This is a genomic window from Maribellus luteus, from assembly GCF_003576475.1.
GTDB classification, from domain to species: Bacteria; Bacteroidota; Bacteroidia; order Bacteroidales; family Prolixibacteraceae; genus Draconibacterium; species Draconibacterium luteum.
Map to the genome: position 1 here is coordinate 605,767 of NZ_QWGR01000002.1, position 22,749 is coordinate 628,515.

Here is a 22,749-nt window from a genome sequence, read left to right on the forward strand (position 1 = left end):
GATAGCAAGGACTTTAATTTATTAAAAGATTCAAACATGAGAGTTGCAATTGTTGGCGTGAGCGGTGCCGTAGGACAGGAGTTCCTGAAAGTGCTCGCAGAAAGGAATTTTCCGATGGACGAGTTGGTGATTTTTGGCTCGGCAAGGAGTGCCGGCCGTACCTATGAATTCAAGGGTAAACAGCTAACTGTGAAGGAACTCAAACATGGCGACGATTTTAAAGATATAGATATTGCATTGACTTCGGCCGGTGCGGGTATTTCAAAAGAATATGCTGAAACCATTACCAAACACGGAGCTATCATGATCGATAACTCGAGTGCATTTCGTTACGACGATGACGTGCCGTTGGTGGTACCCGAAGTAAATGCGGAGGATTGCCTGAATCGTCCGAGAAACATTATTGCCAATCCAAACTGTTCTACTATTCAGATGGTAGTGGCTTTGAAGCCGATTGAAGATCTTTCTCCGATCAAAAGCATTCACGTGGCTACTTACCAGGCAGCGAGTGGTGCAGGAGCACAGGGAATTGCAGAATTGGAAAACCAGGTGAAGGAAGTTGCCAGCGGCGAAGAACCAACCATCAGCAAATTCCCGTACCAGTTGGCAATGAATATTATCCCGCAGATCGACGTTTTCCTGGAGAACGATTATACCAAGGAAGAGATGAAGATGAACTGGGAAACCAAGAAAATTATGCACACTGAAGCTGAAGTAAGTGCAACTTGTGTGCGTATTCCGGTGGCCCGCGCCCATTCAGAAGCCATTTGGGTGGAAACCGAAAAGCCACTTTCAGTAGAAGAAGTGAAAGCTGCTTTTGAAAAATTTGAAGGCCTGACAGTGGTGGATAATCCTGCAGAAAAGCAATATCCGATGCCTTTGTTTGTTTCGGGTAAAGACGATGTTTATGTGGGAAGAATTCGCAAAGACGTTGCCAATCCGAATGGAATCACTTTCTGGTGTGTAGGCGATCAGATTAAGAAAGGTGCCGCTTTAAATGCAGTGCAAATTGCAGAGTGGCTGGTAGCCAACGGTGAGGTAAAATAGCCTTTACGAAAAAATTAAATATTAAGAAAGTCCGGTACTACCGGACTTTTTTCGTTTTTGGGACTTCGGTTTTTTTAGTAAATTGAGCAGTATCAAAATCACAAATAATTTATGGAGCAAATAGATACCGTTGAGTTGAGGCAGTTGAACCTGGGAGATTACGAAGAACTAAAGAAGTCAATGATCGAAGCTTATGCCAACTGGCCGGGTGCTTATTGGAGCGAACTTCATTTTCAAAAGCTCTTAAAAATCTTTCCTGAAGGCCAGCTGGCTGTTCTGGTAAACGATGTGGTGGTGGGTTGTGCACTTTCCATCATTGTGAAATACGAATTGTTTGGAGATGATCATACCTACCAGGAAATAACCGGGAGATATACTTTTAATACACATAATCCGAAAGGAAATGTTCTTTACGGGATTGATGTTTTTATTCGTCCCGATTTTCGGGGGCTTCGGATTGGCCGCAGGTTGTACGATGCACGAAAAGAACTTTGTGAAACGCTCAATTTAAAAGCCATCGTATTTGGCGGGCGTATTCCGAATTATCATTTGCATGCCAGCGAAGTTACTCCGAAAGAATATATTCAAAAGGTAAAGTTGCGCGAATTGTACGATCCTACTTTAACCTTCCAGCTCTCGAACGACTTCCATGTTAAGAAGGTGCTGAAAGGGTACATGCCCGGCGATAAAGAATCGAAAGATTATGCTGTTCTGCTTCAGTGGGACAATATTTATTACCAGAAAATTTCGGACAAAGCGGGAGCACATAAATCGGTTGTCCGGATTGGGTTGATACAATGGCAAATGCGGCTGTACAAAGACATCAATGAGCTTTTTACCCAGGTGGAATATTTTGTGGATGCGGTTTCGAGCTACAAAAGCGACTTTGTTCTTTTCCCGGAGTTTTTCAATGCCCCGCTGATGGCGGATTACAATCATCTGACAGAAGCGGAGGCCATTCGGAAACTGGCGGAATATACAGAAGAGATTAAAGAGCGTTTCTTAAAACTGGCCATTTCATACAATATCAATATTGTAACAGGCAGCATGCCGGCTATGAGGGATGAGAAATTGTACAACGTTGGTTTTTTGTGCCGTAGAAACGGCACTTACGAAATGTACGAGAAAATTCATGTAACGCCCGATGAAGCCAAATGGTGGGGCTTGTCGGGAGGGAATACCGTGGAAGTTTTTGAAACAGACTGCGGCCCGGTGGGCGTTTTGATCTGTTACGATGTAGAATTTCCGGAGTTGCCAAGAATTCTGGCGCAGCAGGGAATGAATATTTTGTTTGTTCCTTTCCTGACAGATACCCAAAACGGTTACTCGAGGGTTCGCTATTGTGCCCGTGCCCGTGCCATCGAAAATGAATGTTATGTGGCGATTGCCGGTTCCGTCGGTAACTTACCCAAGGTCGAAAACATGGATATTCAGTTTGCGCAGTCGGTGGTGTTCACCCCGAGCGATTTTTCATTCCCCGCCAACGGAATCAAAGCAGAAGCCACTGCCAATACCGAGATGATACTGGTAGCGGATGCTGACCTTGACCTGCTAAAAGAGCTGCACTCTTTTGGAGCGGTGCGTAATTTAAAAGACAGGAGAACCGATTTGTATTCGGTTTGCCTGAATAAGCAGGGAGATAAAAATTGCCGGGAATAAAATTTATTCTTCTGTTATTTCATAAAGATAATCGTTGAACGGGAACCGTTGTACGTGTATCTTTTTTACCTCGTCGTATATCTTTTGCTTAAATACATCAATGTTTTCTTTCTCGATGGCAGAAATAAACAAAGCGGGTGTGTTGTCTTTTGCCATCCACGAATTTTTCCATTCATTGAGGGTGAAATTTGCCTTGGTACGTGGTGTCAGGTCGTCTTCGTCTTTTTCCTCGTAGGTAAATGCATCAATTTTATTAAAGATATAGATCAGCGGTTTGTCTCCGGCGTCGATTTCTTTTAACGTATTGTTTACGGTTTCAATCTGCTCTTCAAAACCGGGGTGCGAAATGTCGACAATGTGCAACAGAATGTCGGCTTCACGCACTTCATCGAGGGTCGATTTAAACGATTCAACCAGTCCGTGAGGAAGTTTCCGGATAAAACCTACCGTATCGGCCAGCAAAAAGGGAATGTTTTCGATCACCACTTTTCTGACGGTTGTATCGAGCGTTGCAAAAAGTTTGTTTTCGGCAAACACTTCCGATTTGGCCATCATGTTCATAATCGTTGATTTGCCCACGTTGGTGTAACCTACCAAAGCAACACGCACCAGCTTTCCGCGGTTTTTCCGCTGGGTTGCTTTTTGCTTGTCGATTTTAATCAGCTGCTCTTTTAACCGGGCAATTTTCTCGAGGATAATACGGCGGTCGGTTTCAATCTGTGTTTCACCCGGGCCACGCATCCCGATACCACCCCGCTGACGTTCCAGGTGGGTCCACATCCGGGTCAGTCGCGGAAGCAGGTATTGATACTGGGCCAGCTCCACCTGTGTTTTTGCATGGGCCGTTTGTGCACGTTTGGCAAAAATATCCAGGATCAGGTTGGTGCGGTCCAGAATTTTGCATTCCAGCTGACGTTCTATATTTCGAAGTTGTGTGGGCGAAAGCTCATCGTCGAAAATAACGGTATCGGCTTCCACTACTTTTATGTAGTTTCCGATTTCTTCCAGTTTTCCGGGCCCAACAAAGGTGGCCTTGTTGGGAATATCCATTTTCTGGGTGAACTTCTTCAAGACCACAGCACCTGCTGTGTCTGCCAGAAATTCCAGTTCATCGAGATATTCCTTTACCTGTCGTTCATCCTGCTGAGAGTTGATCAATCCAACAATTACTGCTTTTTCTGTTATTGGTGCTGTTTCTATCATTGTCTAATTTTTAATCACAAAAAAACTCCTGCCTCAAAAGAAACAGGAGTGCAAAGATATTGTCTTTCTGTTATTACTGCAACACGAAGTTAATTGGTACCGTGTACGATACATTAACCGGTTTACCACGTTGTTTCCCGGGCTTCCAGGTAGGAAGGCTGTTTACAACGCGAAGTGCTTCTTTGTCGAGCGACGGGTCAACACCCCTTGCAATACTTGCATTGGTTACTTTTCCGTCTTTTCCAACAACAAAAGTTACATAAACTTTACCCTGGATTCCGTTTTCCTGAGCAATTACAGGATACTTGATAGCGTTGGCAATGTATTTACGCAATGCCAGGTCACCACCCGGGAATTCAGGCATGTCTTCCACAATCAGGAAAACCTGAGCTTCATCTTCTTCTTCTTCTTCAGCAGTTTCAATTACCGGAGCTACATCGATCACGGTGTTTTCGTCTGCTTCAGTGTCTTCGATCTCGAGTTCGTCTTCAATTTTCACCTCGTCGTCAACAATATTCAATACTTCAACAACTTTTGGCGGAGGTGGTGGTGGCGGTGGTTTTACTTGCTGCTCACGAGTGATCGGAATAATTTCTTCTTCCACTTCCTGTGCCTGAACCTGTCCCAGCGAATCAGCCTTACTTGGCTTTGTGGTCCACTCAAAGGCAACAAGTGTGATGCCTAAAGCCACTACCAACCCTAATAACCAGTAAGTATTCTTACGGCTCTCAAGATCGGCTTTCGGCGATTTTTTAAGTTCCATACTTTAGATATTTTTACTTGTTTTATTCGAATTTTGTCCCCTTAAAAACGGGGTTTAAAGATAGAAAATAATATTTATTTACAAGCTCTAAATCTTTTAATTTAATGTCTCGAATAATTCCCCGTTATGAACACTGTTCATGAATAATCGTAAAATTTGTCCCTGTATTTTTGCTACAAAAATTTTACCACAAATTTTGTTGGATGTTTTGAAAAAAATATTTCTATATTTGCAACCTCAAACGGGGGATTAGCTCAGTTGGCTAGAGCGTTTGACTGGCAGTCAAAAGGTCATCGGTTCGATTCCGATATTCTCCACAAAAGAGCAGTTCTGGCGGACTGCTCTTTTTTTTGTTTTTACTACAAGATTTCCCTCAACGCTGAAATTCAGGAACTATTCTTAATGAAGAAATTGTAAATAAACCGGTATTCTTAGGTTGAATCTTGTTTTCATAATAAATAATGAATTTACTTGCAAAGACAAAATAGCGGAAGCAAAACGAAAATTGAAAAGAATGATTTTATCACTTTCCATAGCAAACAACCCGATGATGTGTATGTGTTGCTGTATGTTGTTAAAACATGTGGAGGGTGATACTATGCTTCGATAACGCAGAACAGATAGTATTTATATAAAGACAGTAAGCCCTTCACGATTCAGTGAAGGGCTTTTTTTATAATTATAACTCAAGAATTATGTCAGATTTAACATTTAAAATTGAAGGCGAAGCCCAATCCGCCGCTCGTTTAGCGGTAAGTGCAAGGCAGTTTACTATTGTAGTTGATGAACCACCTGCGCTGGGAGGAGATGATCAGGGAGCAAATCCGGTTGAATATTTACTGGCAAGTTATGCCGGTTGTATCAATGTGGTGGCACACCTAACTGCAAAAGAACTGGGAATAAAGCTGGCGGGATTGAAAATTCAGGTTGAAGGCAATTTAAATCCCGCCCGGTTTTTGGGAAAGTCGGATGAAGAGCGTGCCGGTTTTAAACAAATTAACGTCGATTTTTTCCCTGAAACGGATGCAAGCGCTGAAAAGATAAGCCACTGGATATCGTTGATAAAAAAACGTTGTCCGATCAACGATAACCTCGTAAATACAACTCCGTTGTCGTTTAATTTAGTACACGAACCTTTAGCGGTTAATTAAATTCCGGGGAAGAAATTAAAGAGCAGCGTCTTTGGCGTACTCTGTGAATTTGCTCAGGCAGTGCGACAGTTTTGGCAAAGCGTGGCTTAGCCGGAGATCTATGATGCAGGCGCGATCGAAAAACAAAAAAAGAGTAGTTGCGAATACTACTCTTTTTTGTTTTGTATGATGTATCTTATTTTTCTTCGGGCGAAACCAGTTTGTATACAAAACCGGCAATCAAAGCTCCGATAATCGGCGCTACCCAGAAAAGCCACAATTGTCCCAGTGCCCAATCGCCGACAAACAATGCCTGACTGGTACTTCTTGCCGGGTTTACCGATGTGTTGGTAATTGGAATGCTGATCAGGTGGATCAGTGTTAAAGACAGACCAATGGCAATTCCGGCAAATCCTTTTGGGGCTTTTGAATGGGTGGCTCCCAAAATAACGATCAAAAACATAAAGGTCATTACAATCTCACTTACGAGGCCCGAAACCATGCTGTATCCGTCGGGAGAGTGTTCGCCAAAACCGTTGGCTGCAAAGCTGCCGATTTCTTTCCCCGAACCTGTAATAATAATGTAAAGAATAGCTGCCCCTACAATTCCGCCCAAAACCTGGGAGATAATATAAGGTACCAGGTCTTTGCCGTCGAAACGGCCTCCTGCCCAAAGTCCAATTGACACTGCAGGATTCAGATGACACCCGGAGATATGCCCGATGGCATATACCATAGTTAATACTGTTAATCCGAATGCAAGCGCTACTCCGGCAAAACCGATCCCCAGATCGGGATAGGCTGCTGCAAAAACTGCACTCCCGCAACCACCGACTACCAGCCACATGGTTCCGATAAACTCAGCTACTAATTTTTTCATGAAATGATTTTTAAAGTGAAATAATGAGTGATAAACATATGTTTCTTCTTCAATTTAAATCAAATTCATGAAAATAGGGGCATGGAATCCTCAAAAATTGAGATTGCCGGTTTAAGCGCCAATGGAAGGATTTGTATTGAACGCTTTTTTAAAAAGGGAAGTAGCGGATAAGAAACGCTTATTCAAAATCAATGACCTCGGGGCTGGTAAGCGGATCGGGACCATTGGTTAAAACAATGTCGCCTTCATTTAGCCCGGAAACTATTTCGCACCAGTCGCTGCCAACCGTACCAAAAACTACTTCAGTTTTTACGGCTTTGTTTCCCTGCACCACATACAAAGTTTGCCGTGTGCTGTTTTCAAAACCAGGCTGCTTTTTCACCCGGAGTACGTTTTCCTGGTCGCTGGTAATAATATCGAGTGCAAGGTTTTGGTTCGGAATTAGTTTGGGATCACTTTTTTCTTTTAAATGAACATCGAACTGGATACGCTCATCCATAATCGGAATAATTTTTCCGATTTGCCCGTTCAGGTCGCCGCCGTCGGTATGAACGAGTACTTTGTTGCCGGTTTTGATAAGGAAGGAGTATTGCGAGTCGATCATTCCAACCAACTTAAACGAAGAGAGGTCTGCCATGCGAACCAGCATTCGCCCGCTTTCTACCCGCGAACCGTTTTCACCCCCCACTTCAAGAATCACCCCCGGAACAGGTGCTGCAATCCGAAGTTTGCTGAGTAATGCCTTTTTTTCTGCCAAATTCGATTTTTGGGTTTCCAGTTGCAGGAGTTGTCCGTTTACATCGGCTTCCATTTGGGCAATGCGAAGCGTGTTTTTGTCCATCAGTTTCTGCAGGTCTTTTTCCCCCAGGTCGATCTCCTGCCGGGTTCTTTCCACACGGTTTTCTGAAATGGTGCCTGCCTGCAGCAGGTTTTCCTGGTCGGCCAGCATGGTTTTTAACTTTTCAATTCGGTTCTTCTTGACTTCTTCGTTATGTTTCAGATCGATTTGGGTACTTTCAAGATTCAGACGGATTTTCTCCACTGCATTTGTGCGCATCTCAAGCTGAGCGGCCATTCTGGCAATGTCTTCCTGTACGCTCTCTCCGTCGAGTTCAAGGATGAGGTCGCCTTTGGCCACTTTGTTGCCGGGAGTTTTATATTCCTTTTTTATTATGCTTCTTTCAGGACAAAGTATGAGCAAATCTTTTTCTGATTCCACGGTGCCGAATGCTTTAACCGATGAAAATACCTTACCACGGCTGATGGTTTCTGTTTGGTAAGAAGGACGATCCGCAGTGGAATTGGTAGCAGGCCGGAGCAGGAAGATGGCACTGATCCCTGCCAGAATTACAACGACCAAAGCAATAATAATAAAACGTGTTTTGTTTTCCATCGGGATGTTGGATAAGGTTTTCAATCAATACTTAACTGCTGAACATCAACAAAGGTATTAAAATTGGGTAATAATTTTCGGGCATTTGGGGCGGGTGTGGAAAATAAAAAAAGTGGCTCACTGAACCACCTTTCCTTTATCTGTGTGAAATACTATTTCATTTTTTGTTCGTACAGTTTTTGGATAGCGCTTAAATATTCAATGTCCATTTTGTCGGAACGGATACGCACTGCTTCGTATAGTTTGCCATTGGAATAAACAGAGGCGTTTGCTGCATCAAATTCGTGGCCTTCCCAGTTGTATTTCACGTCCATCGAAACTTTTATGAATTCTTCCGCATCCAGGTAGCGCGGTACATAAATGTATGCAAAGGTGTTGTCGTTGGCATTCATGTAAATACTTGGTGCCAATTCTTCAAGAACCAGGAATTTTACAATTTTGGTACGTGCTTCCAGTTTGCCGGTATGCTTTTTTCCCATCAGGAAAGTGATGCCTTGATTTACATAAGCTTCCTGTATTTTTTCCACCAAATCTAGTTCCGGTAGGTGGCGCAGCCTGATAGCGTCCAGGTTGGTTGAGCCAATGGTAATGTACGCTTTGCCGGCATCAAAACTCCAGTCGTACTGCTTTTCAATGTTTTGTGTTGCACGAAGAATTTCTTCCAGCGGATACTGTTTCCCGAGTACCATGTAAATGAACATGGAACTGGCATCGGTCGGAAGCTCGTGATAATAACCCGGGAATGGATTCAGAGAGTCGAAAACCAAACTGCCTTTCAGAATTTTATCGTCCAATGCAACAAGAGTGTCATTTTTGGTGAGGTTTACAAAAACCTCGGTCTTTTTATTGCCCATGTTTGATATCTTTGGTTTTGAATTTTACTATCATAACAGATGCCCAACCAAGTGGTTCAATTAAAACATATTGGGAACGTTACTTTTTCAAAAAATCGTCGTTCTAAAAACATAAAGCTAAGCATTAAACCCGATAAATCAATACTTGTATCGTATCCTTTTTATGTTTCAGAAAAAGAAGTACTGAATTTTGTGTGGAAGAATGAAGCGTGGATTTTGCAGCAAAAGGCAAAAATGGAAACGCGAAAAACCAGGATTAATCCGGAGGAAGAAATGAAAACCAAATTTTACCAGGTTCAGTTTCTGAAAGCCGATGAAAACCGGGTAAGCAGAAAGGGAAAACTTATCCGGATTATGCTCGCTGATTTTGAGTCGGAAGCATCAACGGCTTTTGCCGAAAAGTGCTTGACCGAGGTTTATCGTTTCGAAGCCAAACAACTATTGCCCGGGAGGTTGGCGGAGCTGGCCCAACATCATGGCTTTAGTTATAACAAAGTCACCATTCGCGATAACCGCCGCAATTGGGGCAGTTGTTCATCGTCGAATAACATTAGCCTGAACCTGCAAATGATGAAACTGCCTGATGGTTTAATTGATTATATTCTGCTGCACGAGTTGGTTCATACCGAAATAAAAAACCACGGGCCAAAATTTTGGGAGCGCCTGAACGGAATTACCGGAAAGCGCGCCAAAGAGCTGGCCGGCGAGATTCGGAAATACTCTACCTATACGCTTTGAGCTGTAATGGTTTGTTGTTTAGTGGTATAGATCGTTTTTGTTTTCTTTTTAACAGAATTAAATAATAGTCAATATTAGGCTCTTTCTTCTTTTTATAAAGGGAACTTGAGGCGGTGGATATTACATTTGTTCCGAATTTTAAGGAAGAAAGCTTTGAGCCGATTGATCATCGTTTTTATTTTACTCTTTCCAATTAACGGAATTTTATCGGGTTTAGTCCATACGGTGAGTATGGTTGAAGCGCACACTTCGTCGCTTCTGTACGACCGGGAAGATTTTTCTTTTTGTGCCGACGAACCGGCCTTTCTGGAGGAGGTAGAAGAAAACGAAGAAGCGGTTTTGTTCTCATGTGATTGTGAGCTCAAAAGGCATGAAGAGTCTGTCGTTTCTGTAGAATCAAGACCTTGGGAAGATGTTGGCGTCTTGCAGATCAATGCACTTTTTTATGCCAATCTTCCGCCCCCTGTAATCTTTCATTAAACAAACCGGGAGTTAATAATTCAATCCAATTCTTTAAATTTATGTTGTAGTACAGGGGCATACTTTCATAGTAGGCTAAACTGCAACCTTGTTTCGCGGATCTAAGTATGAAGAGATCGAAGATTAATAGTGCACTTCTTCTCCATTTTATCTCCATTGTAATGGTATTCGAAAGCCTTTTTATGCTGATGGCAGTGGGCGTTTCGTTTTATTACAAAGAGGAGATTGCATTTAAAATGTTGTTGTCGTTTGCGGTTACTTTTGTTTCCGGAGTTGCACTGAATGTGTTAACCCGCCGGGAGCGATACCACGAACCGTCTATTCGCGAAAGCTTTGTAATTGTTTGTCTGGCCTGGGTAATCATGGGTTTGGTGGGCACCATTCCGTACCAGGTTACCAACAGTATACCGTCGTTTACCAATGCTTTTTTTGAATCCTTTTCCGGTTTTACAACCACTGGCTCTTCCATATTGGCCGATATTGAAGCGCTTCCGAAAAGTATTTTGTTCTGGCGTTCAGAAACCCACTGGATTGGTGGTATGGGAATCATTGTTTTGGTGGTGGCCATTATGCCTTTTCTGAAAATACACGGTATCTACCTTTTTTATTCCGAGGCCTCGAATGTCGACAACGAAAAAATATCGACCCGCATACGCAAAGTGGCCCGGAATCTTTGGCTGATTTACATGGGGCTTACCGTTGCCGAAATAATTTTTCTGAGCATTGGAGGAATGCCTTTGTTCGACAGTGTTTGTCATTCCTTTGCCACGGTTGCTACCGGTGGATTTTCCACAAAGAATGACAGTATTGCCGGTTATTCGCCCTACATTCAGTATGTGATAACGTTTTTTATGTTGTTATCGGGAATAAATTTTACGGTGCACTTTCTGATGCTTCGCCGGCGTTTTAAATCCGTTTTTCACAACGAGGAATTAAGAGCTTACCTTTTAGTGATCCTGTTTGTTGGTGGAATTATAACGTTGGTACTTTATTTTATTCACCAGGAATACGGACTGGAAAGTGCCTTCCGAAGTGCGTTCTTCCAGGTTGTGTCAATTATTACCGCAACCGGGTTTGCAACGGCCGACTATCTTCAGTGGCCGGTTCAGGCAATACTCCTGATCGGGATGCTGATGTTGATTGGGGCTTCGGCAGGATCAACCGGCGGGGGAGTGAAAGTGATTCGCCATGTAATTGCGTTGAAAAAGATGAAGCTTACTTTCAGCGAAATATTGTCGCCCAACAAGGTGAAGCTTCTTCATTACAACGGACAGCGGGTGCGGGATGAGCATGTGACACAGATCATGACCTTTATTTTTGTGTATTATTTTATTGTATTGATTGGGACCATGGTGATGCTTTTGTGGACCGAAGATCTGGCAACCTCGTTCGGAGCGGTTGCCACCAGCATGGCGGGCATCGGTCCCGGTTTCGGAACGGTTGGTCCCGTGAGTAATTTTCTGCATTTGCCGGCCGGTGCCAAATATTTTCTTACTTTCCTGATGTTGATCGGGCGGCTGGAGATTTACAGTGTGATTATCATTTTTACCCGTACTTTCTGGCGCGACTAATTCTGCTTTGCTTCACCCAGATTAATGTCAGGGGTGAAATCAACAAAGTTGCCAATAAATATTTTACCAGTTCTTCTTGTGGGGTGCCTTCATCTTTTATATGGTAAGACGGAGCAATTTCTATAAATGCCATAGTGGTCGGAATACGTTGGCCTCGTCCGGTGAGCCGAAAAACAAGTGAAGACGGCGTAAAAGAGTTCGGCTGTTTGACCCCGAGCATTCGGGGGAGTTCCGAACTCTTAGCCGGCAACACGTAGTTTTTTCGTGCGAAGTGGACGCAGCCTAGACTTTTGTGTTTACTATTTGTGTCATGACAAATAGTAAAATCCGGCTGATAAGCCAAAAATCAGTAATAACAGAAATACCTTACCTGTTTAAATCGTTAGTGCCATCAGGCCGTTAAGGTTTAGATTTTACTGAGAACTTTTGGCTTAGTTCAAAAAAACAGGTGGAGTATATTTTTTCAGGCAGAAATCGGATCAATTACTATTATAGGTGATTGGTATTGCTGAATTCAACTGACAGTATTATTGCTCTTTGTCTTTCCAGACGGGAAATACTTTTTCCTTCAGCTGAAAAAGTATTCAAAAAAGCCGCCGCTGACAGGAAAATTGCTAAAATCAAAATCATTCCGCTTAAAGAAAAGAAACTCATCCCGATTTTAAGATCGGGATTCAAACAGCTTTTCTTTCTTAACGCTGCATGACTTTTCTTTCTTAACGCATTTTCCTGTAGGCGGAACCTGAAGTAATGCGAGTGCGGGAGTGTTGTCCATAAGCTGACAAAGCAACTAGACTGAAAGGTAAATTCTGGAGCTCATTAATATCGAGCTGCAATAGGGAATGGGTTCACTTAAAATTAAATATGATTCAATTTAGGTTTGAAAATAAAAATAACCCGAATGTTGGACTGATCCGTTTGCTTCACTTCTTGAGCAGCCGATACTTCTGATTTTTCTGTCTTCATCGGGGAATTTCATTATTTTCGTGACTTAAACGATTACAATGGATTGGAACCAACTGCTTTCTGCCAAACGGCTGGGAATGGAGGAGCATCAGCCACTGGCGGCTCACGAAGACCGGACACAGTTTCAGCGCGATTACGACCGCATTATTTTTTCATCGCCTTTTCGGAGGATGCAAAACAAAACCCAGGTTTTTCCGCTTCCCGAGCATGTGTTTGTGCACAACCGGTTGACTCACAGTTTGGAAGTGGCAAGCGTGGGGCGCTCGCTTGGAAGTATTCTGGCAGAACGTTTGGTCAAAAAATATCCGGAAAATCAGTTGATTCATGAAATAGGCAGTATTGTTTCCACTGCCTGCCTGGCGCACGATCTGGGAAACCCGCCGTTTGGTCATTCCGGAGAAGCCGCTATTTCCAATTTTTTTCTGAAAGGAAACGGGAAGAAATTTGAACAAGAGTTGAGCCCCGGAGAATGGCGGGATTTTACGCATTTTGACGGGAATGCCAATGCATTTCGTACGCTGACTCACCAGTTTAACGGGAAGCGCAATGGTGGTTTCGCCTTAACTTACTCTACACTGGCAAGCATTGTTAAATACCCGTTTGAATCAACGGCAGCTACCAAATCAAAGTTTGGCTTTTTTCAGTCGGACAAGGAAAACTACCTGAAGATTGCGGAAACGCTTTCCATACACCGGAACGAAGACGGAAGTTTTTGCCGTCACCCGCTGGTGTATTTGGTAGAAGCAGCGGATGATATTTGCTACCAGATCATGGACCTGGAAGATGCTTTCAAGCTGGGAATTCTGAATTACGATACCATCAAAGATTTGTTTCTGGGTTTTTACGATTCCGAAACAGAAAAAGCGCAACTCGACCGGATTGAAAATACACTGCTAAAAGTGACCGACCGCAACGAGCAAATCAGCTACCTGCGTGCCGGAGTGATTGGGAAGTTGATTTACGAGTGTATCCGCATTTTTGAGGAAAACGAAAGAGAAATACTGGCGGGCACTTTTAAGAAAAGCCTGATCGATCGTTTGCCGGCAGTTCAGCATGCAGCAGTGAAACGCGTGCAAAAGATATCGGTAGCCGAAGTGTACAACCATCGCACGGTAGTGGAGATCGAGATCGCAGGTTATAAAATTATAGGTACGTTGCTGGATGAATTTGTGGAGGCGATTATGACACCGGAAGAGAAATATAGTAAGAAAATCCTTTCGCTCTTGCCCGGTCAGTACAAACCTGCTGATGAATCAACTTATTCAAAAATACAGTCGGTAGTTGATTTTGTTGCCGGAATGACCGATGTGTTTGCCCTCGATCTGTACCGGAAAATCAAAGGAATCAGTTTGCCGGGAGTTGTTTGAGAAAGCGTTTTGTGATCAGTAAGCAGTCGCAGTTTTCGGAACGATTAAAAGGGAGTGTATTTTGCTTGTTTTTATGTTCTGGCACATATGACGCAGAAATGACGCAGGCTTGACGTTACCTGGCAGCGCTGCACAAGATACATTTGCTGCAGAATTCAAAATAAAAAAAATGAGCAAGCAAAATCTGGCCAAGAACATTCGGGAATTAAGAACACGAAAAGGATTATCACAGGAATTACTGGCCGAAAAATCGAAGGTTAGTTTACGAACCGTGCAACGAATCGAGAACGGGGAAACAGAACCCCGTGGCGATACATTGATCCGCTTGTCGGAGGTGTTGGATGTGGCGCCCGAAGATTTAATGGACTGGGAAGCCGAGGAGGACAAAGGTTTCCTGATGTCGCTGAATCTCTCTTCACTTGGGTTTATTGTTTTTCCTTTGTTGGGAATCATTATTCCACTCATTATGTGGATATCGAAAAAAGGCAGGCTGAAACAAATTGATCAGTTGGCTAAAAATGTGCTCAATTTTCAGATTACCTGGACCATCGTACTTTTACTGACCTACATTTGGCTTATTGGGAGTACGTACTACCGGCTTCATCAGTCAGGCGATGTTTCTCTGTCAATACTCGGAAACCCGGTTTATAAAATAATAGCCATTGGCGGTTTGTATTTGTATAATATCGTACTGGTTGTACGCAATACGTTTCGTATCAATCAGGGGAATGAAGCCCGCTACTTGCCAAAGATTCGTTTTGTGCGATAAAAAATGGCGGGAAGTGATTTTATACTTCCCGCCATTTTTTATTCTTTAGGCTCTTTCGTTCTGAAAACTGCCAACTGCGACTGCTTACTAAAAATTATCCTTCCAAAATCTGATTCAGTAATCCCGATCGGCCTTCTTTTCGTGCATTGCCACCTGCGGGCGAAAGTTCGGCAATCAGTTTCCGGATAGGCATACTTTGCAGCCACACTTTTCCGGTACCCCGCAATGTGGCCAGGAAAATTCCTTCGCCGCCAAACACCATAGAGCGCAATCCTCCGGCTTGTTCAATGCTGTAATCAATCGATGTTTCAAATCCTACAATACAACCGGTGTCAACCCGCAATGTTTCGTTGTTTAGTTGCCGTTCGATAACCGTTCCTCCGGCGTGAATAAATGCTTTTCCATCGCCTTCCAGTTGTTGAAGAATAAAGCCTTCGCCGCCAAAAAATCCGGCTCCTAGTTTCCGGTTAAAGGTGATCGAAATTTTGGTTCCGAGCGCAGCACATAAAAAAGCGTCTTTCTGAACGATCACTCTGCCACCATGAGAAGGTAGGTTCAGCGGAATGATGGTTCCCGGGTAAGGAGCCGAAAAAGCAACATGTTTTTTACCCCATCCGCGGTTGGTAAAGTGGGTAAGAAACAGCGATTCTCCGGTTATCAGCCTCGATCCGGCCGAAAGCAGTTTGTCAAAAAAGCCTGCCCCGGGATTCGATCCGTCACCCATCCGAGCCTGAAAATCAATTCCTTCTTCCATATAAAGCATGGCTCCTGCTTCCGCAATTACGGTTTCGCCCGGATCCAACTCCACTTCTACCAGTTGTACATCATGTCCGATAATCTTGTAATCTATTTCGTGTGACTGCATAAAATGTTTTTTTGAAATGTTTTCCCGAAATTAATGGATTTGAGGCAAATAAAATCTGTAATCCGAATTTTTATCGATCTTTGCAAAAAGTAAAAACAGCAATGAACAGGCAAAACAACAGAAGCGGAAGCAGCGCCCGCAATACAGGGAAGCCGGGACGGCCCCCCAAAAAAACTGGACCGGCTCCAACAGGGAAAAGAGTTGGCAAGTCGAGACCGGTAGTCAAAGAAGAACCCAAAAAAGAATTTGCTCCGCGTAAATGGGAGAAGAAACCTTTTGTACGTAAAACGCAGGCCGAGAAAACGGTAAAACAACCGAAAGACCGCACACTTTCTTCGGAAGGAATGCGCCTGAACCGTTACATTGCCAATTCCGGAGTATGCTCGCGCCGCGAAGCCGATACTTACATTACTGCCGGTGTGGTTACCATAAACGGGAAAGTGATCACAGAGCTTGGAACCCGTGTGATGCCGGGCGACGAAGTACGTTTTGATGGCCGCTTGCTAAGTGCAGAAAAGAAAGTTTATTTATTGCTGAACAAGCCCAAGGATTTTGTAACAACTACCGACGATCCGCACGCCGAAAGAACCGTGATGGAATTGGTGCGAAATGCCTGTGACGAACGCATTTACCCGGTAGGTAGACTCGACCGGAATACCACCGGTCTGCTGCTTTTTACCAACGATGGCGATTTGTCGAAAAAGCTGACGCACCCGAGCCACAACATGAAAAAGGTGTACCAGGTGAGTTTGGACAAACCGTTGACCAAAGCTGACCTGGAAAGAGTTGCCGACGGTTTTGAACTGGAAGATGGATTTATAGCTGCCGATGCGATCAGCTACATTGATGCGGAAGCGAAAACTGAAATCGGGATTGAAATCCATTCAGGCAAAAACCGGATCGTACGTCGTATATTCGAGCATTTGGGCTACCGGGTTAAAAAACTGGACCGTGTGTTGTTTGCCGGGCTTACCAAAAAGAATCTGCCACGCGGTAAATGGCGTTTTTTAACAGATAATGAGGTGAAATTCCTGAAAATGAATTAATTTCAACGACACAAATATTCCGTGTTTTCAGAAAACGAGAAAGCCGGACAGGGCCAAACTCTGATTCTGAAAACACATCCAAACATGATAGCCTGTGTTTTAGGTGATTGAGCGGTGTAATTTAAACCCAAATTAGCTACTAATAACCTGATTTTGGAAAGGGACTTTTTACAGATAATACAGAAAAATCAGGGCATCATCCACAAAGTCTGCAATATTTATTGCGACACGGACGATGACCGGAGCGACCTTTTCCAGGAAATTGTAGCACAGCTTTGGAAATCATTCCCAACTTTCAGAGAGGAGTCGAAGGTTTCGACGTGGATGTACCGGGTTGCGCTGAATACAGCAATAACGACCTTCAAGAAAAGTAAAAGAAGGCCCGATCAGAATCTTCTCACTTACGAGAATTTTCAGATTGTTGATGAAGCTTACGATACGGAAACCGAAGAGAAAATAAAAGAGTTACACAAGGCGATTAACTATTTAACAGGTATTGAAAAATCGATTGTTCTGCTCTTTCTCGAAGATAAAAAGTACGAGGAAATCGCAGAGATCACGGGAATCACGCAAAATTATGTGCGCGTAAAGATGAACCGGATCAAGAAGAAACTAAAGAAATTCATGGATACAGAAGCATAGCAAATGGATTTAAACGATCTAAAGAAAACCTGGAATAAGCTTCCTGCCGGAAAGGAATTGGATGAAAGCCAGTTGCGGAGCATGCTGAGCAAGCGCACCGGCAGCCTGATTGAGCGAATCGACCGGAATATCAGAATTGGCTTTCTGGTGTTGTTCGCTTTGATCTTGTTATTTGCTTTCGACGATTTCTTCGTGTCGCCAACAGTGCTGAAAAGTTTGCCGGAGGGAGTGAATGTTCCCCAGTGGCTGGTATTTCTTGGGGTTTTTAGCAACGCACTTATATTTACCACATTCCTGTATTTTGTAATTAAATATTACCGGGTACGAAAAAACTGCGATGTGATTTGTGATCTTCGGGAGACTTTAAAAAAGATCATCAATACCTTGCAGTTATACAAAAGGCTGTTTTACCTGGCGCTGGCGACGTTTATGGTGGCGATTGGTCTGGCGTTTATATCGGGGCTTTACCAAGGTGTAAATGTTAGTATGGCCAGTGAGGCAGGCGAAGTATTGCAGATCGATTCCGGAAAACTGGTACTGCTGATCGTAATCGGGTTGCTTGTGTTGACCATTTTGGTGGGTGGAATATTTCTTTTCCTTCGGTGGGGGTTTCGTAAACTCTACGGAAATTATATCAGTAAACTGAAAGCTACCCTAAAAGAGCTGGAAGGAATCGAAGACGAAAATTTATAATACTCCTTTTTTTAGTTGACGTTTAAAACCTCCCAAACCTAATCCTAAGTGTTTCAGCTGCAATTGGCGAATTTACATTTTGTCAGTTTTCAGGAAAAAGACGGACAAATCTTAATTTTTGATTACCGATTTGTTACTTGATTATTGTGAATGCTAAATTCCGTGGTCTAACTGATATTTCTTAGCCATTTATCTTAGGGTGATGCTTATCTTTGTCGCAGCAAAAAACAAAGAAAGATGACTTTAATAAAATCCATTTCAGGAATTCGTGGTACAATTGGCGGAAAACCGGGCGAAGGACTTAGTCCGCTGGACGTAGTAAAATTCTCGGCAGCGTATGCTACCTGGGCAAAAGAAAAAGCTGGTAAAGAAAACCTTACGATAGTGGTGGGACGCGATGCGCGTATTTCCGGTGCTATGGTTAGCTCGCTGGTAGTGGCAACGCTTACCGGAATGGGATGCAACGTGGTAAACATTGGTTTGGCAACAACGCCAACTACCGAAATTGCAGTAACCGAAGAGAAAGCCGATGGTGGGATCATTCTTACTGCCAGTCACAATCCGAAACAATGGAATGCATTAAAGTTGTTAAACGCTTCAGGTGAATTCCTGGATGCGGCAGAAGGTGCAAGGGTGCTGGAAATAGCAGAAAATGAATCTTTTGTTTTTGCTGAAGTGGATGCACTCGGAACGGTTGTCGAAAAAGATTACACTGAAACACATATCCAACACGTGCTCAACCTCGAATTGGTGGATGTGGAAGCGATCCGCAAAGCCGGTTTTTCGGTGGCGGTTGATGCAGTGAATTCAGTGGGGGGAGTGGCCATGCCCGCACTTTTCAAAGCTTTAGGAATTGAAAAAGTGGTAGAAATCAATTGCGAAGCAACCGGACATTTTGCGCATACACCCGAACCACTTCCTGAAAACCTGGTGGAGACTGCCGAAATCATCCGGAATGAAAAGGTGGACGTAGGTTTTGTGGTGGACCCTGATGTAGACCGTTTGGTGATCATCAGCGAAGACGGCAGCATGTTTAACGAAGAATATACACTGGTGGCAGTGGCTGATTACGTACTTGCTCACACTCCCGGAAATACGGTTTCTAACCTTTCGTCGAGCCGGGCGCTGCGCGATGTAACTGAAAAACACGGACAAAGCTATGCCGCGGGTGCGGTTGGCGAGGTGAACGTGGTAGCTAAAATGCGCGAAACCAATGCCGTTATTGGCGGTGAAGGAAACGGGGGCGTTATTTACCCGGCCAGCCACAGCGGCAGAGATGCACTGGTGGGAGCTGCCCTGTTTTTATCGCACCTGGCAAAAAGCAGGATGAAGTGTTCGGAGCTCAGAAAGACATATCCCGATTACTTTATTTCAAAAAATAAAATTGAGCTGACACCCGATATCGATGTGGACGGAGTTTTGGTGAAAGTAAAAGAAAAATACGCAGCCGAGCAGGTGACAGATATCGACGGTGTGAAAATAGATTTTGCGGATTCGTGGGTACATCTTCGGAAGTCGAATACCGAGCCCATTATACGTATTTATGCCGAAGCCGGATCGATGGAGCAGGCCGCCGGACTGGCAGAGGAAATTATTGATCAGATAAAGAAAATGATTTAAACGCTTCAAAAGCAATACAATTCCAATAAAACTATCTGCCGGAGGACAGGTTTTTTACCTGAACACAAACAAATTTTAACAAGAAGCAAAGGGTACGATGTGCGCCGGTCAAGAGAGTTAAGCTATTGACGAACTCTGAAAATTGCGAGAGTTAACATCGGGCTCTGAAAACAATTTTAAACATGAAAAAGAAGAAAAACATTGGAATAGTAGCGCATGATAACCGAAAGAAGGATATCATGGAGTGGGTGGCTTTTAACTGGAAAGAGTTAAGGCAACACGATTTGATTTGTACCGGTACCACCGGCAAACTGGTGGAAGATGCCTTGAAGGAGAAATGCGAAGAGCATGGCGAAGTGCCGCCAACCGTAACCCGCTTAAAGTCGGGGCCGCTGGGAGGCGATCAGCAGCTGGGAGCGATGATTTGTGAAGGAAAGGTCGATATCCTGATTTTCTTTTGGGACCCAATGCAGCCGCAGCCACACGATGTGGATGTAAAAGCCTTGCTTCGTATCACGGTTCTTTACAACATCCCAACCGCTTCCAACCGTTCTACGGCCGATTTTATGGTAACTTCCGAGTTGTTTCACGAAGAATATGAACCAATTTTGAAAGATTACCGCAGCTATATTACACGGGATGTGGACATGGAGTAGGAATTTCCTTGTACTGGCACCAACGAAAATATAAACTCTTAATCAGATTGCTTCTTCATCAGCAGATGGGGAAGCAATCTTTGTTTTAGCCCCAAATATTTTGTCAATCTTTTTTAAAAATTTTACAAAGATCGCTAATTTCTGTAATTCTTTTTAATATTTTTGTGTATTGCACTTAAGTATACAGATGAAGAACAGTTTTTGGATAGCAGGGATAATGAGCGTGCTTGGTTTGCCGGGTATTGCTTCAGCGCAGGATTTTGAGGGGTTTGAAAACCTGTTTACACCGGTCAGGACTTATGTCACTTATCAGTGTCAGGAAGAAATAAGTATCGATGGAAAAGCCACTGAAAAGAGTTGGCAAAAAGCCGAATGGTCGGAGTATTTTGAGGATATTGAAGGCGATCTTAAGCCGCGTCCTGCTTATGAAACCCGTTTCAAAATGCTGTGGGATGCACAGAATCTTTACTACTATTTTGAGTTGCAGGAGCCGCATGTTTGGGCGTATTACGACCGGCACGACATGGTGGTTTTCCACGAAAACGACATTGAGCTGTTTATTGATCCCGACCGGGATTGCTACAATTATTTTGAATACGAATTAAACGCTCAAAACATCCTGTTCGATCTTTTTTTGAACAAGCCTTACCGAAACGGGGCAAAACCGGATATTGAATGGAACGCTCCGGGTTTTGAAAGTGCGGTTTATGTGGACGGAACACTCAACAACCCGGCAGATAAGGACCGTAAATGGTGTGTGGAAGTTAAAATTCCGTTTGCGTCTTTTGCGCGCGATGAGCATTTCGAACCGGCTGGTGACGGCGACATGTGGAAGATGAACTTTTCGCGTGTGCAGTGGCATACCGAGGTAGTTGACGGGAAATATGTAAGGGTGAAAGACAAAGCAAGCGGCAGGAATTTGCCGGAGAACAACTGGGTTTGGAGTCCGCAGGGAGTAATCAATATGCACTTCCCCGAACGTTGGGGATTGGTTCAGTTCTCGAAAGAGGCGGTTGGTACAACGAAGGTATCTTTTCAAATGCCTTTGGATGAGTTGCTGGCACGGCATCTTTGGCTGGTGTATTACAAGCAGCAGCAGTTTCGGAACGAGAATCAGCGGTTTGCCGCTTCGCTGGAGGAGCTGCAGGTTTCGAAATCAGGGATGGAAAGCAAGGTCTCTTTTGAATTGGAGATGACCGCCACTGCCGACGATTTCAAACTAAAATTAACGGCTGCAAACGGGTGTGTATTGATGCTCGACAATAGCAGTCTGCTTACGAAAGCCACTAATTAAAACGATATGAACAAAAGTGATTTTATCAAATCGTCGGTACTGGGCGGGATGATCTAGCACGGACAGCTTTTCTCTTTTGTCTTTTTCTTATACATTTGCGAACGAAACAAGATTGTTAAACTTTCGCAGGTGGCATCACCCTGCGAGTCAAAAAAGAAAAAAATGCAGAATGAATTGCTTTGGCTGGTCATGTTGCTGGCTAACTTTCTGATGATTATTTTGGCGTACCGCCTGTTTGGAAAATGGGGACTGATCATGTGGATTCCCATTTCGGTAATTGTGGCCAATATCCAGGTCATCCAAACCGTAAAGCTTTTTGGTTTGGTGTCTACGCTTGGAAACATTGTGTACGCGACTTCATTTTTAGTTACGGATATTCTTTCGGAGAACTACGGGAAGAAAGAAGCGAAAAAAGCGGTGTGGATTGGGTTTTTCAGCCTTATTTCCATGACCCTTCTGATGAACATGGCTTTGCAGTTTATCCCGTTTTCGGGCGATGATTTTGCCGCTACCGCGCATTCGGCCACCAGTACCATTTTTAGTTTAATGCCGCGTATTGCCATTGCCAGTCTGGCGGCCTATCTGCTTTCGCAACGGCACGATGTATGGGCTTTCCATTTCTGGAAAAACCGCTTTTCAAAAGACAACCAGCTTTGGATCCGAAACAACCTGAGTACCATGGTTTCGCAGCTGATTGACAGTTCTGTTTTTGTACTGATTGCCTTCTGGGGTGTGTACGAGGGAATCGTTCTGCTCGAGATTTTTATTACCACTTACATTCTGAAATGGGTGGTGGCTGCTGCCGATACTCCTTTCGTTTACTGGGCAAAAGGTATTTTCAAAAAGAACCGGTTTTGGATGGATTAAGATATTGTTCTTGTTTGTAATCTGTTTTTAGTGAGTTGTTTGCTGTGTTTTCTATTGGACTTTTGTTTAATCTATCTAAAAAAATACCTGCAGGTATCAAACATATTATTTTTTTGTACAACTTTGGTGCGTCGATTCTTTAACTGAAAAGAAGAAGCGAAAAAGTCAGAAACAGAAAACAAGTACATGCCATCGCAAACTTTATTGTTTGGTTCAAGGTCCCGTTTTACAACAATATTTATTTTG

General features: G+C 43.5%; 21 protein-coding genes and 1 tRNA gene. 16 read left to right on the plus strand and 6 right to left on the minus strand.

Annotation, left to right across the window (positions count from 1 at the left end; all coding sequences use genetic code 11):
- Nucleotides 1-36: 36 nt before the first annotated feature.
- The gene (locus tag D1614_RS05195) at nucleotides 37-1,047 is read left to right on the plus strand and encodes an aspartate-semialdehyde dehydrogenase (protein ID WP_119436832.1); all 1,011 of its coding nucleotides are present in this window, start codon (nucleotides 37-39) and stop codon (nucleotides 1,045-1,047) included.
- Nucleotides 1,048-1,158: 111 nt separating this feature from the next.
- Nucleotides 1,159-2,706, plus strand: a complete 1,548-nt coding sequence (locus tag D1614_RS05200) for a bifunctional GNAT family N-acetyltransferase/carbon-nitrogen hydrolase family protein (RefSeq protein WP_119436833.1) — start codon at nucleotides 1,159-1,161, stop codon at nucleotides 2,704-2,706.
- Nucleotides 2,707-2,709: 3 nt separating this feature from the next.
- Here the strand turns inward: D1614_RS05200 and hflX are convergent, their stop codons facing one another.
- Both hflX and D1614_RS05210 read right to left on the minus strand, forming a co-directional pair.
- Nucleotides 2,710-3,909 (minus strand): GTPase HflX, encoded by a 1,200-nt coding sequence (hflX, locus tag D1614_RS05205; protein ID WP_119436834.1) that lies wholly within the window; start codon nucleotides 3,907-3,909, stop codon nucleotides 2,710-2,712.
- Between the two features lie 73 nt (nucleotides 3,910-3,982).
- A complete protein-coding gene (locus D1614_RS05210) occupies nucleotides 3,983-4,672 on the minus strand; it encodes an energy transducer TonB (protein ID WP_119436835.1) in 690 nt (229 codons plus the stop codon).
- Between the two features lie 243 nt (nucleotides 4,673-4,915).
- On the opposite strand from D1614_RS05210, the gene D1614_RS05215 reads away from it, so the two are divergent.
- Both D1614_RS05215 and D1614_RS05220 read left to right on the plus strand, forming a co-directional pair.
- Nucleotides 4,916-4,989: transfer RNA gene (locus D1614_RS05215), tRNA-Ala, on the plus strand.
- 378 nt (nucleotides 4,990-5,367) lie between these two features.
- A complete protein-coding gene (locus D1614_RS05220; protein WP_119436836.1) occupies nucleotides 5,368-5,823 on the plus strand; it encodes an OsmC family protein in 456 nt (151 codons plus the stop codon).
- A gap of 175 nt (nucleotides 5,824-5,998) precedes the next feature.
- On the opposite strand, the gene aqpZ is transcribed toward D1614_RS05220, so the two are convergent.
- From aqpZ to D1614_RS05235, 3 genes are all read right to left on the minus strand, one after another.
- A complete protein-coding gene (gene aqpZ, locus D1614_RS05225) occupies nucleotides 5,999-6,682 on the minus strand; it encodes an aquaporin Z (RefSeq protein ID WP_119436837.1) in 684 nt (227 codons plus the stop codon).
- A 178-nt stretch (nucleotides 6,683-6,860) separates the two neighbouring features.
- Nucleotides 6,861-8,075 (minus strand): efflux RND transporter periplasmic adaptor subunit, encoded by a 1,215-nt coding sequence (locus tag D1614_RS05230; protein WP_147384029.1) that lies wholly within the window; start codon nucleotides 8,073-8,075, stop codon nucleotides 6,861-6,863.
- A gap of 152 nt (nucleotides 8,076-8,227) precedes the next feature.
- Entirely contained in the window at nucleotides 8,228-8,929 is a 702-nt protein-coding gene (locus tag D1614_RS05235) for a hypothetical protein (protein ID WP_119436839.1), read from the minus strand.
- Nucleotides 8,930-8,968: 39 nt separating this feature from the next.
- Between D1614_RS05235 and D1614_RS05240 the strand changes: the two genes are divergently transcribed.
- From D1614_RS05240 to D1614_RS05265, 5 genes are all read left to right on the plus strand, one after another.
- The gene (locus tag D1614_RS05240; RefSeq protein WP_119436840.1) at nucleotides 8,969-9,667 is read left to right on the plus strand and encodes a M48 family metallopeptidase; all 699 of its coding nucleotides are present in this window, start codon (nucleotides 8,969-8,971) and stop codon (nucleotides 9,665-9,667) included.
- Between the two features lie 153 nt (nucleotides 9,668-9,820).
- Nucleotides 9,821-10,147: a hypothetical protein gene (locus tag D1614_RS05245; RefSeq protein WP_147384030.1), complete on the plus strand. Its 327-nt coding sequence runs from the start codon at nucleotides 9,821-9,823 to the stop codon at nucleotides 10,145-10,147.
- 107 nt (nucleotides 10,148-10,254) lie between these two features.
- Nucleotides 10,255-11,718, plus strand: a complete 1,464-nt coding sequence (locus D1614_RS05250; RefSeq protein ID WP_119436842.1) for a TrkH family potassium uptake protein — start codon at nucleotides 10,255-10,257, stop codon at nucleotides 11,716-11,718.
- Between the two features lie 1,004 nt (nucleotides 11,719-12,722).
- Nucleotides 12,723-14,051 (plus strand): deoxyguanosinetriphosphate triphosphohydrolase, encoded by a 1,329-nt coding sequence (locus tag D1614_RS05260; RefSeq protein ID WP_119436844.1) that lies wholly within the window; start codon nucleotides 12,723-12,725, stop codon nucleotides 14,049-14,051.
- A 169-nt stretch (nucleotides 14,052-14,220) separates the two neighbouring features.
- Nucleotides 14,221-14,820 carry a helix-turn-helix domain-containing protein gene (locus tag D1614_RS05265; protein WP_119436845.1) on the plus strand — a complete coding sequence of 200 codons (600 nt, stop codon included), beginning with the start codon at nucleotides 14,221-14,223 and terminating at the stop codon, nucleotides 14,818-14,820.
- Between the two features lie 94 nt (nucleotides 14,821-14,914).
- On the opposite strand, the gene D1614_RS05270 is transcribed toward D1614_RS05265, so the two are convergent.
- Nucleotides 14,915-15,685 (minus strand): TIGR00266 family protein, encoded by a 771-nt coding sequence (locus D1614_RS05270; RefSeq protein WP_119436846.1) that lies wholly within the window; start codon nucleotides 15,683-15,685, stop codon nucleotides 14,915-14,917.
- A 101-nt stretch (nucleotides 15,686-15,786) separates the two neighbouring features.
- Here D1614_RS05270 and D1614_RS05275 point away from each other — a divergent pair, with 101 nt between their 5' ends.
- From D1614_RS05275 to D1614_RS05305, 7 genes are all read left to right on the plus strand, one after another.
- Nucleotides 15,787-16,731: a pseudouridine synthase gene (locus tag D1614_RS05275; RefSeq protein ID WP_119436921.1), complete on the plus strand. Its 945-nt coding sequence runs from the start codon at nucleotides 15,787-15,789 to the stop codon at nucleotides 16,729-16,731.
- A 153-nt stretch (nucleotides 16,732-16,884) separates the two neighbouring features.
- A complete protein-coding gene (locus D1614_RS05280; protein WP_119436847.1) occupies nucleotides 16,885-17,373 on the plus strand; it encodes an RNA polymerase sigma factor in 489 nt (162 codons plus the stop codon).
- A gap of 3 nt (nucleotides 17,374-17,376) precedes the next feature.
- A complete protein-coding gene (locus D1614_RS05285; RefSeq protein ID WP_119436848.1) occupies nucleotides 17,377-18,066 on the plus strand; it encodes a DUF8845 family protein in 690 nt (229 codons plus the stop codon).
- Between the two features lie 237 nt (nucleotides 18,067-18,303).
- Nucleotides 18,304-19,686, plus strand: coding sequence for a phosphoglucosamine mutase (gene glmM, locus D1614_RS05290; RefSeq protein WP_119436849.1), 1,383 nt, complete (start codon nucleotides 18,304-18,306; stop codon nucleotides 19,684-19,686).
- Between the two features lie 182 nt (nucleotides 19,687-19,868).
- The gene (locus tag D1614_RS05295) at nucleotides 19,869-20,342 is read left to right on the plus strand and encodes a methylglyoxal synthase (protein WP_119436850.1); all 474 of its coding nucleotides are present in this window, start codon (nucleotides 19,869-19,871) and stop codon (nucleotides 20,340-20,342) included.
- 187 nt (nucleotides 20,343-20,529) lie between these two features.
- Complete coding sequence (locus D1614_RS05300) at nucleotides 20,530-21,636, plus strand: carbohydrate-binding family 9-like protein (protein WP_119436851.1); 1,107 nt, start codon at nucleotides 20,530-20,532, stop codon at nucleotides 21,634-21,636.
- 162 nt (nucleotides 21,637-21,798) lie between these two features.
- Entirely contained in the window at nucleotides 21,799-22,503 is a 705-nt protein-coding gene (locus tag D1614_RS05305; RefSeq protein WP_119436922.1) for a queuosine precursor transporter, read from the plus strand.
- Nucleotides 22,504-22,749: the final 246 nt, after the last annotated feature.

Excerpts from the sequence above, each read along its gene's own strand:
- D1614_RS05195 (WP_119436832.1), top strand. The coding sequence starts at position 37 with ATGAGAGTTGCAATTGTTGGCGTGAGCGGTGCCGTAGGACAGGAGTTC.
- D1614_RS05200 (WP_119436833.1), top strand. The coding sequence starts at position 1,159 with ATGGAGCAAATAGATACCGTTGAGTTGAGGCAGTTGAACCTGGGAGAT.
- hflX (WP_119436834.1), bottom strand. The coding sequence starts at position 3,909 with ATGATAGAAACAGCACCAATAACAGAAAAAGCAGTAATTGTTGGATTG.
- D1614_RS05210 (WP_119436835.1), bottom strand. The coding sequence starts at position 4,672 with ATGGAACTTAAAAAATCGCCGAAAGCCGATCTTGAGAGCCGTAAGAAT.
- D1614_RS05220 (WP_119436836.1), top strand. The coding sequence starts at position 5,368 with ATGTCAGATTTAACATTTAAAATTGAAGGCGAAGCCCAATCCGCCGCT.
- aqpZ (WP_119436837.1), bottom strand. The coding sequence starts at position 6,682 with ATGAAAAAATTAGTAGCTGAGTTTATCGGAACCATGTGGCTGGTAGTC.
- D1614_RS05230 (WP_147384029.1), bottom strand. The coding sequence starts at position 8,075 with ATGGAAAACAAAACACGTTTTATTATTATTGCTTTGGTCGTTGTAATT.
- D1614_RS05235 (WP_119436839.1), bottom strand. The coding sequence starts at position 8,929 with ATGGGCAATAAAAAGACCGAGGTTTTTGTAAACCTCACCAAAAATGAC.
- D1614_RS05240 (WP_119436840.1), top strand. The coding sequence starts at position 8,969 with ATGCCCAACCAAGTGGTTCAATTAAAACATATTGGGAACGTTACTTTT.
- D1614_RS05250 (WP_119436842.1), top strand. The coding sequence starts at position 10,255 with ATGAAGAGATCGAAGATTAATAGTGCACTTCTTCTCCATTTTATCTCC.
- D1614_RS05260 (WP_119436844.1), top strand. The coding sequence starts at position 12,723 with ATGGATTGGAACCAACTGCTTTCTGCCAAACGGCTGGGAATGGAGGAG.
- D1614_RS05265 (WP_119436845.1), top strand. The coding sequence starts at position 14,221 with ATGAGCAAGCAAAATCTGGCCAAGAACATTCGGGAATTAAGAACACGA.
- D1614_RS05270 (WP_119436846.1), bottom strand. The coding sequence starts at position 15,685 with ATGCAGTCACACGAAATAGATTACAAGATTATCGGACATGATGTACAA.
- D1614_RS05275 (WP_119436921.1), top strand. The coding sequence starts at position 15,787 with ATGAACAGGCAAAACAACAGAAGCGGAAGCAGCGCCCGCAATACAGGG.
- D1614_RS05285 (WP_119436848.1), top strand. The coding sequence starts at position 17,377 with ATGGATTTAAACGATCTAAAGAAAACCTGGAATAAGCTTCCTGCCGGA.
- glmM (WP_119436849.1), top strand. The coding sequence starts at position 18,304 with ATGACTTTAATAAAATCCATTTCAGGAATTCGTGGTACAATTGGCGGA.
- D1614_RS05295 (WP_119436850.1), top strand. The coding sequence starts at position 19,869 with ATGAAAAAGAAGAAAAACATTGGAATAGTAGCGCATGATAACCGAAAG.
- D1614_RS05300 (WP_119436851.1), top strand. The coding sequence starts at position 20,530 with ATGAAGAACAGTTTTTGGATAGCAGGGATAATGAGCGTGCTTGGTTTG.
- D1614_RS05305 (WP_119436922.1), top strand. The coding sequence starts at position 21,799 with ATGCAGAATGAATTGCTTTGGCTGGTCATGTTGCTGGCTAACTTTCTG.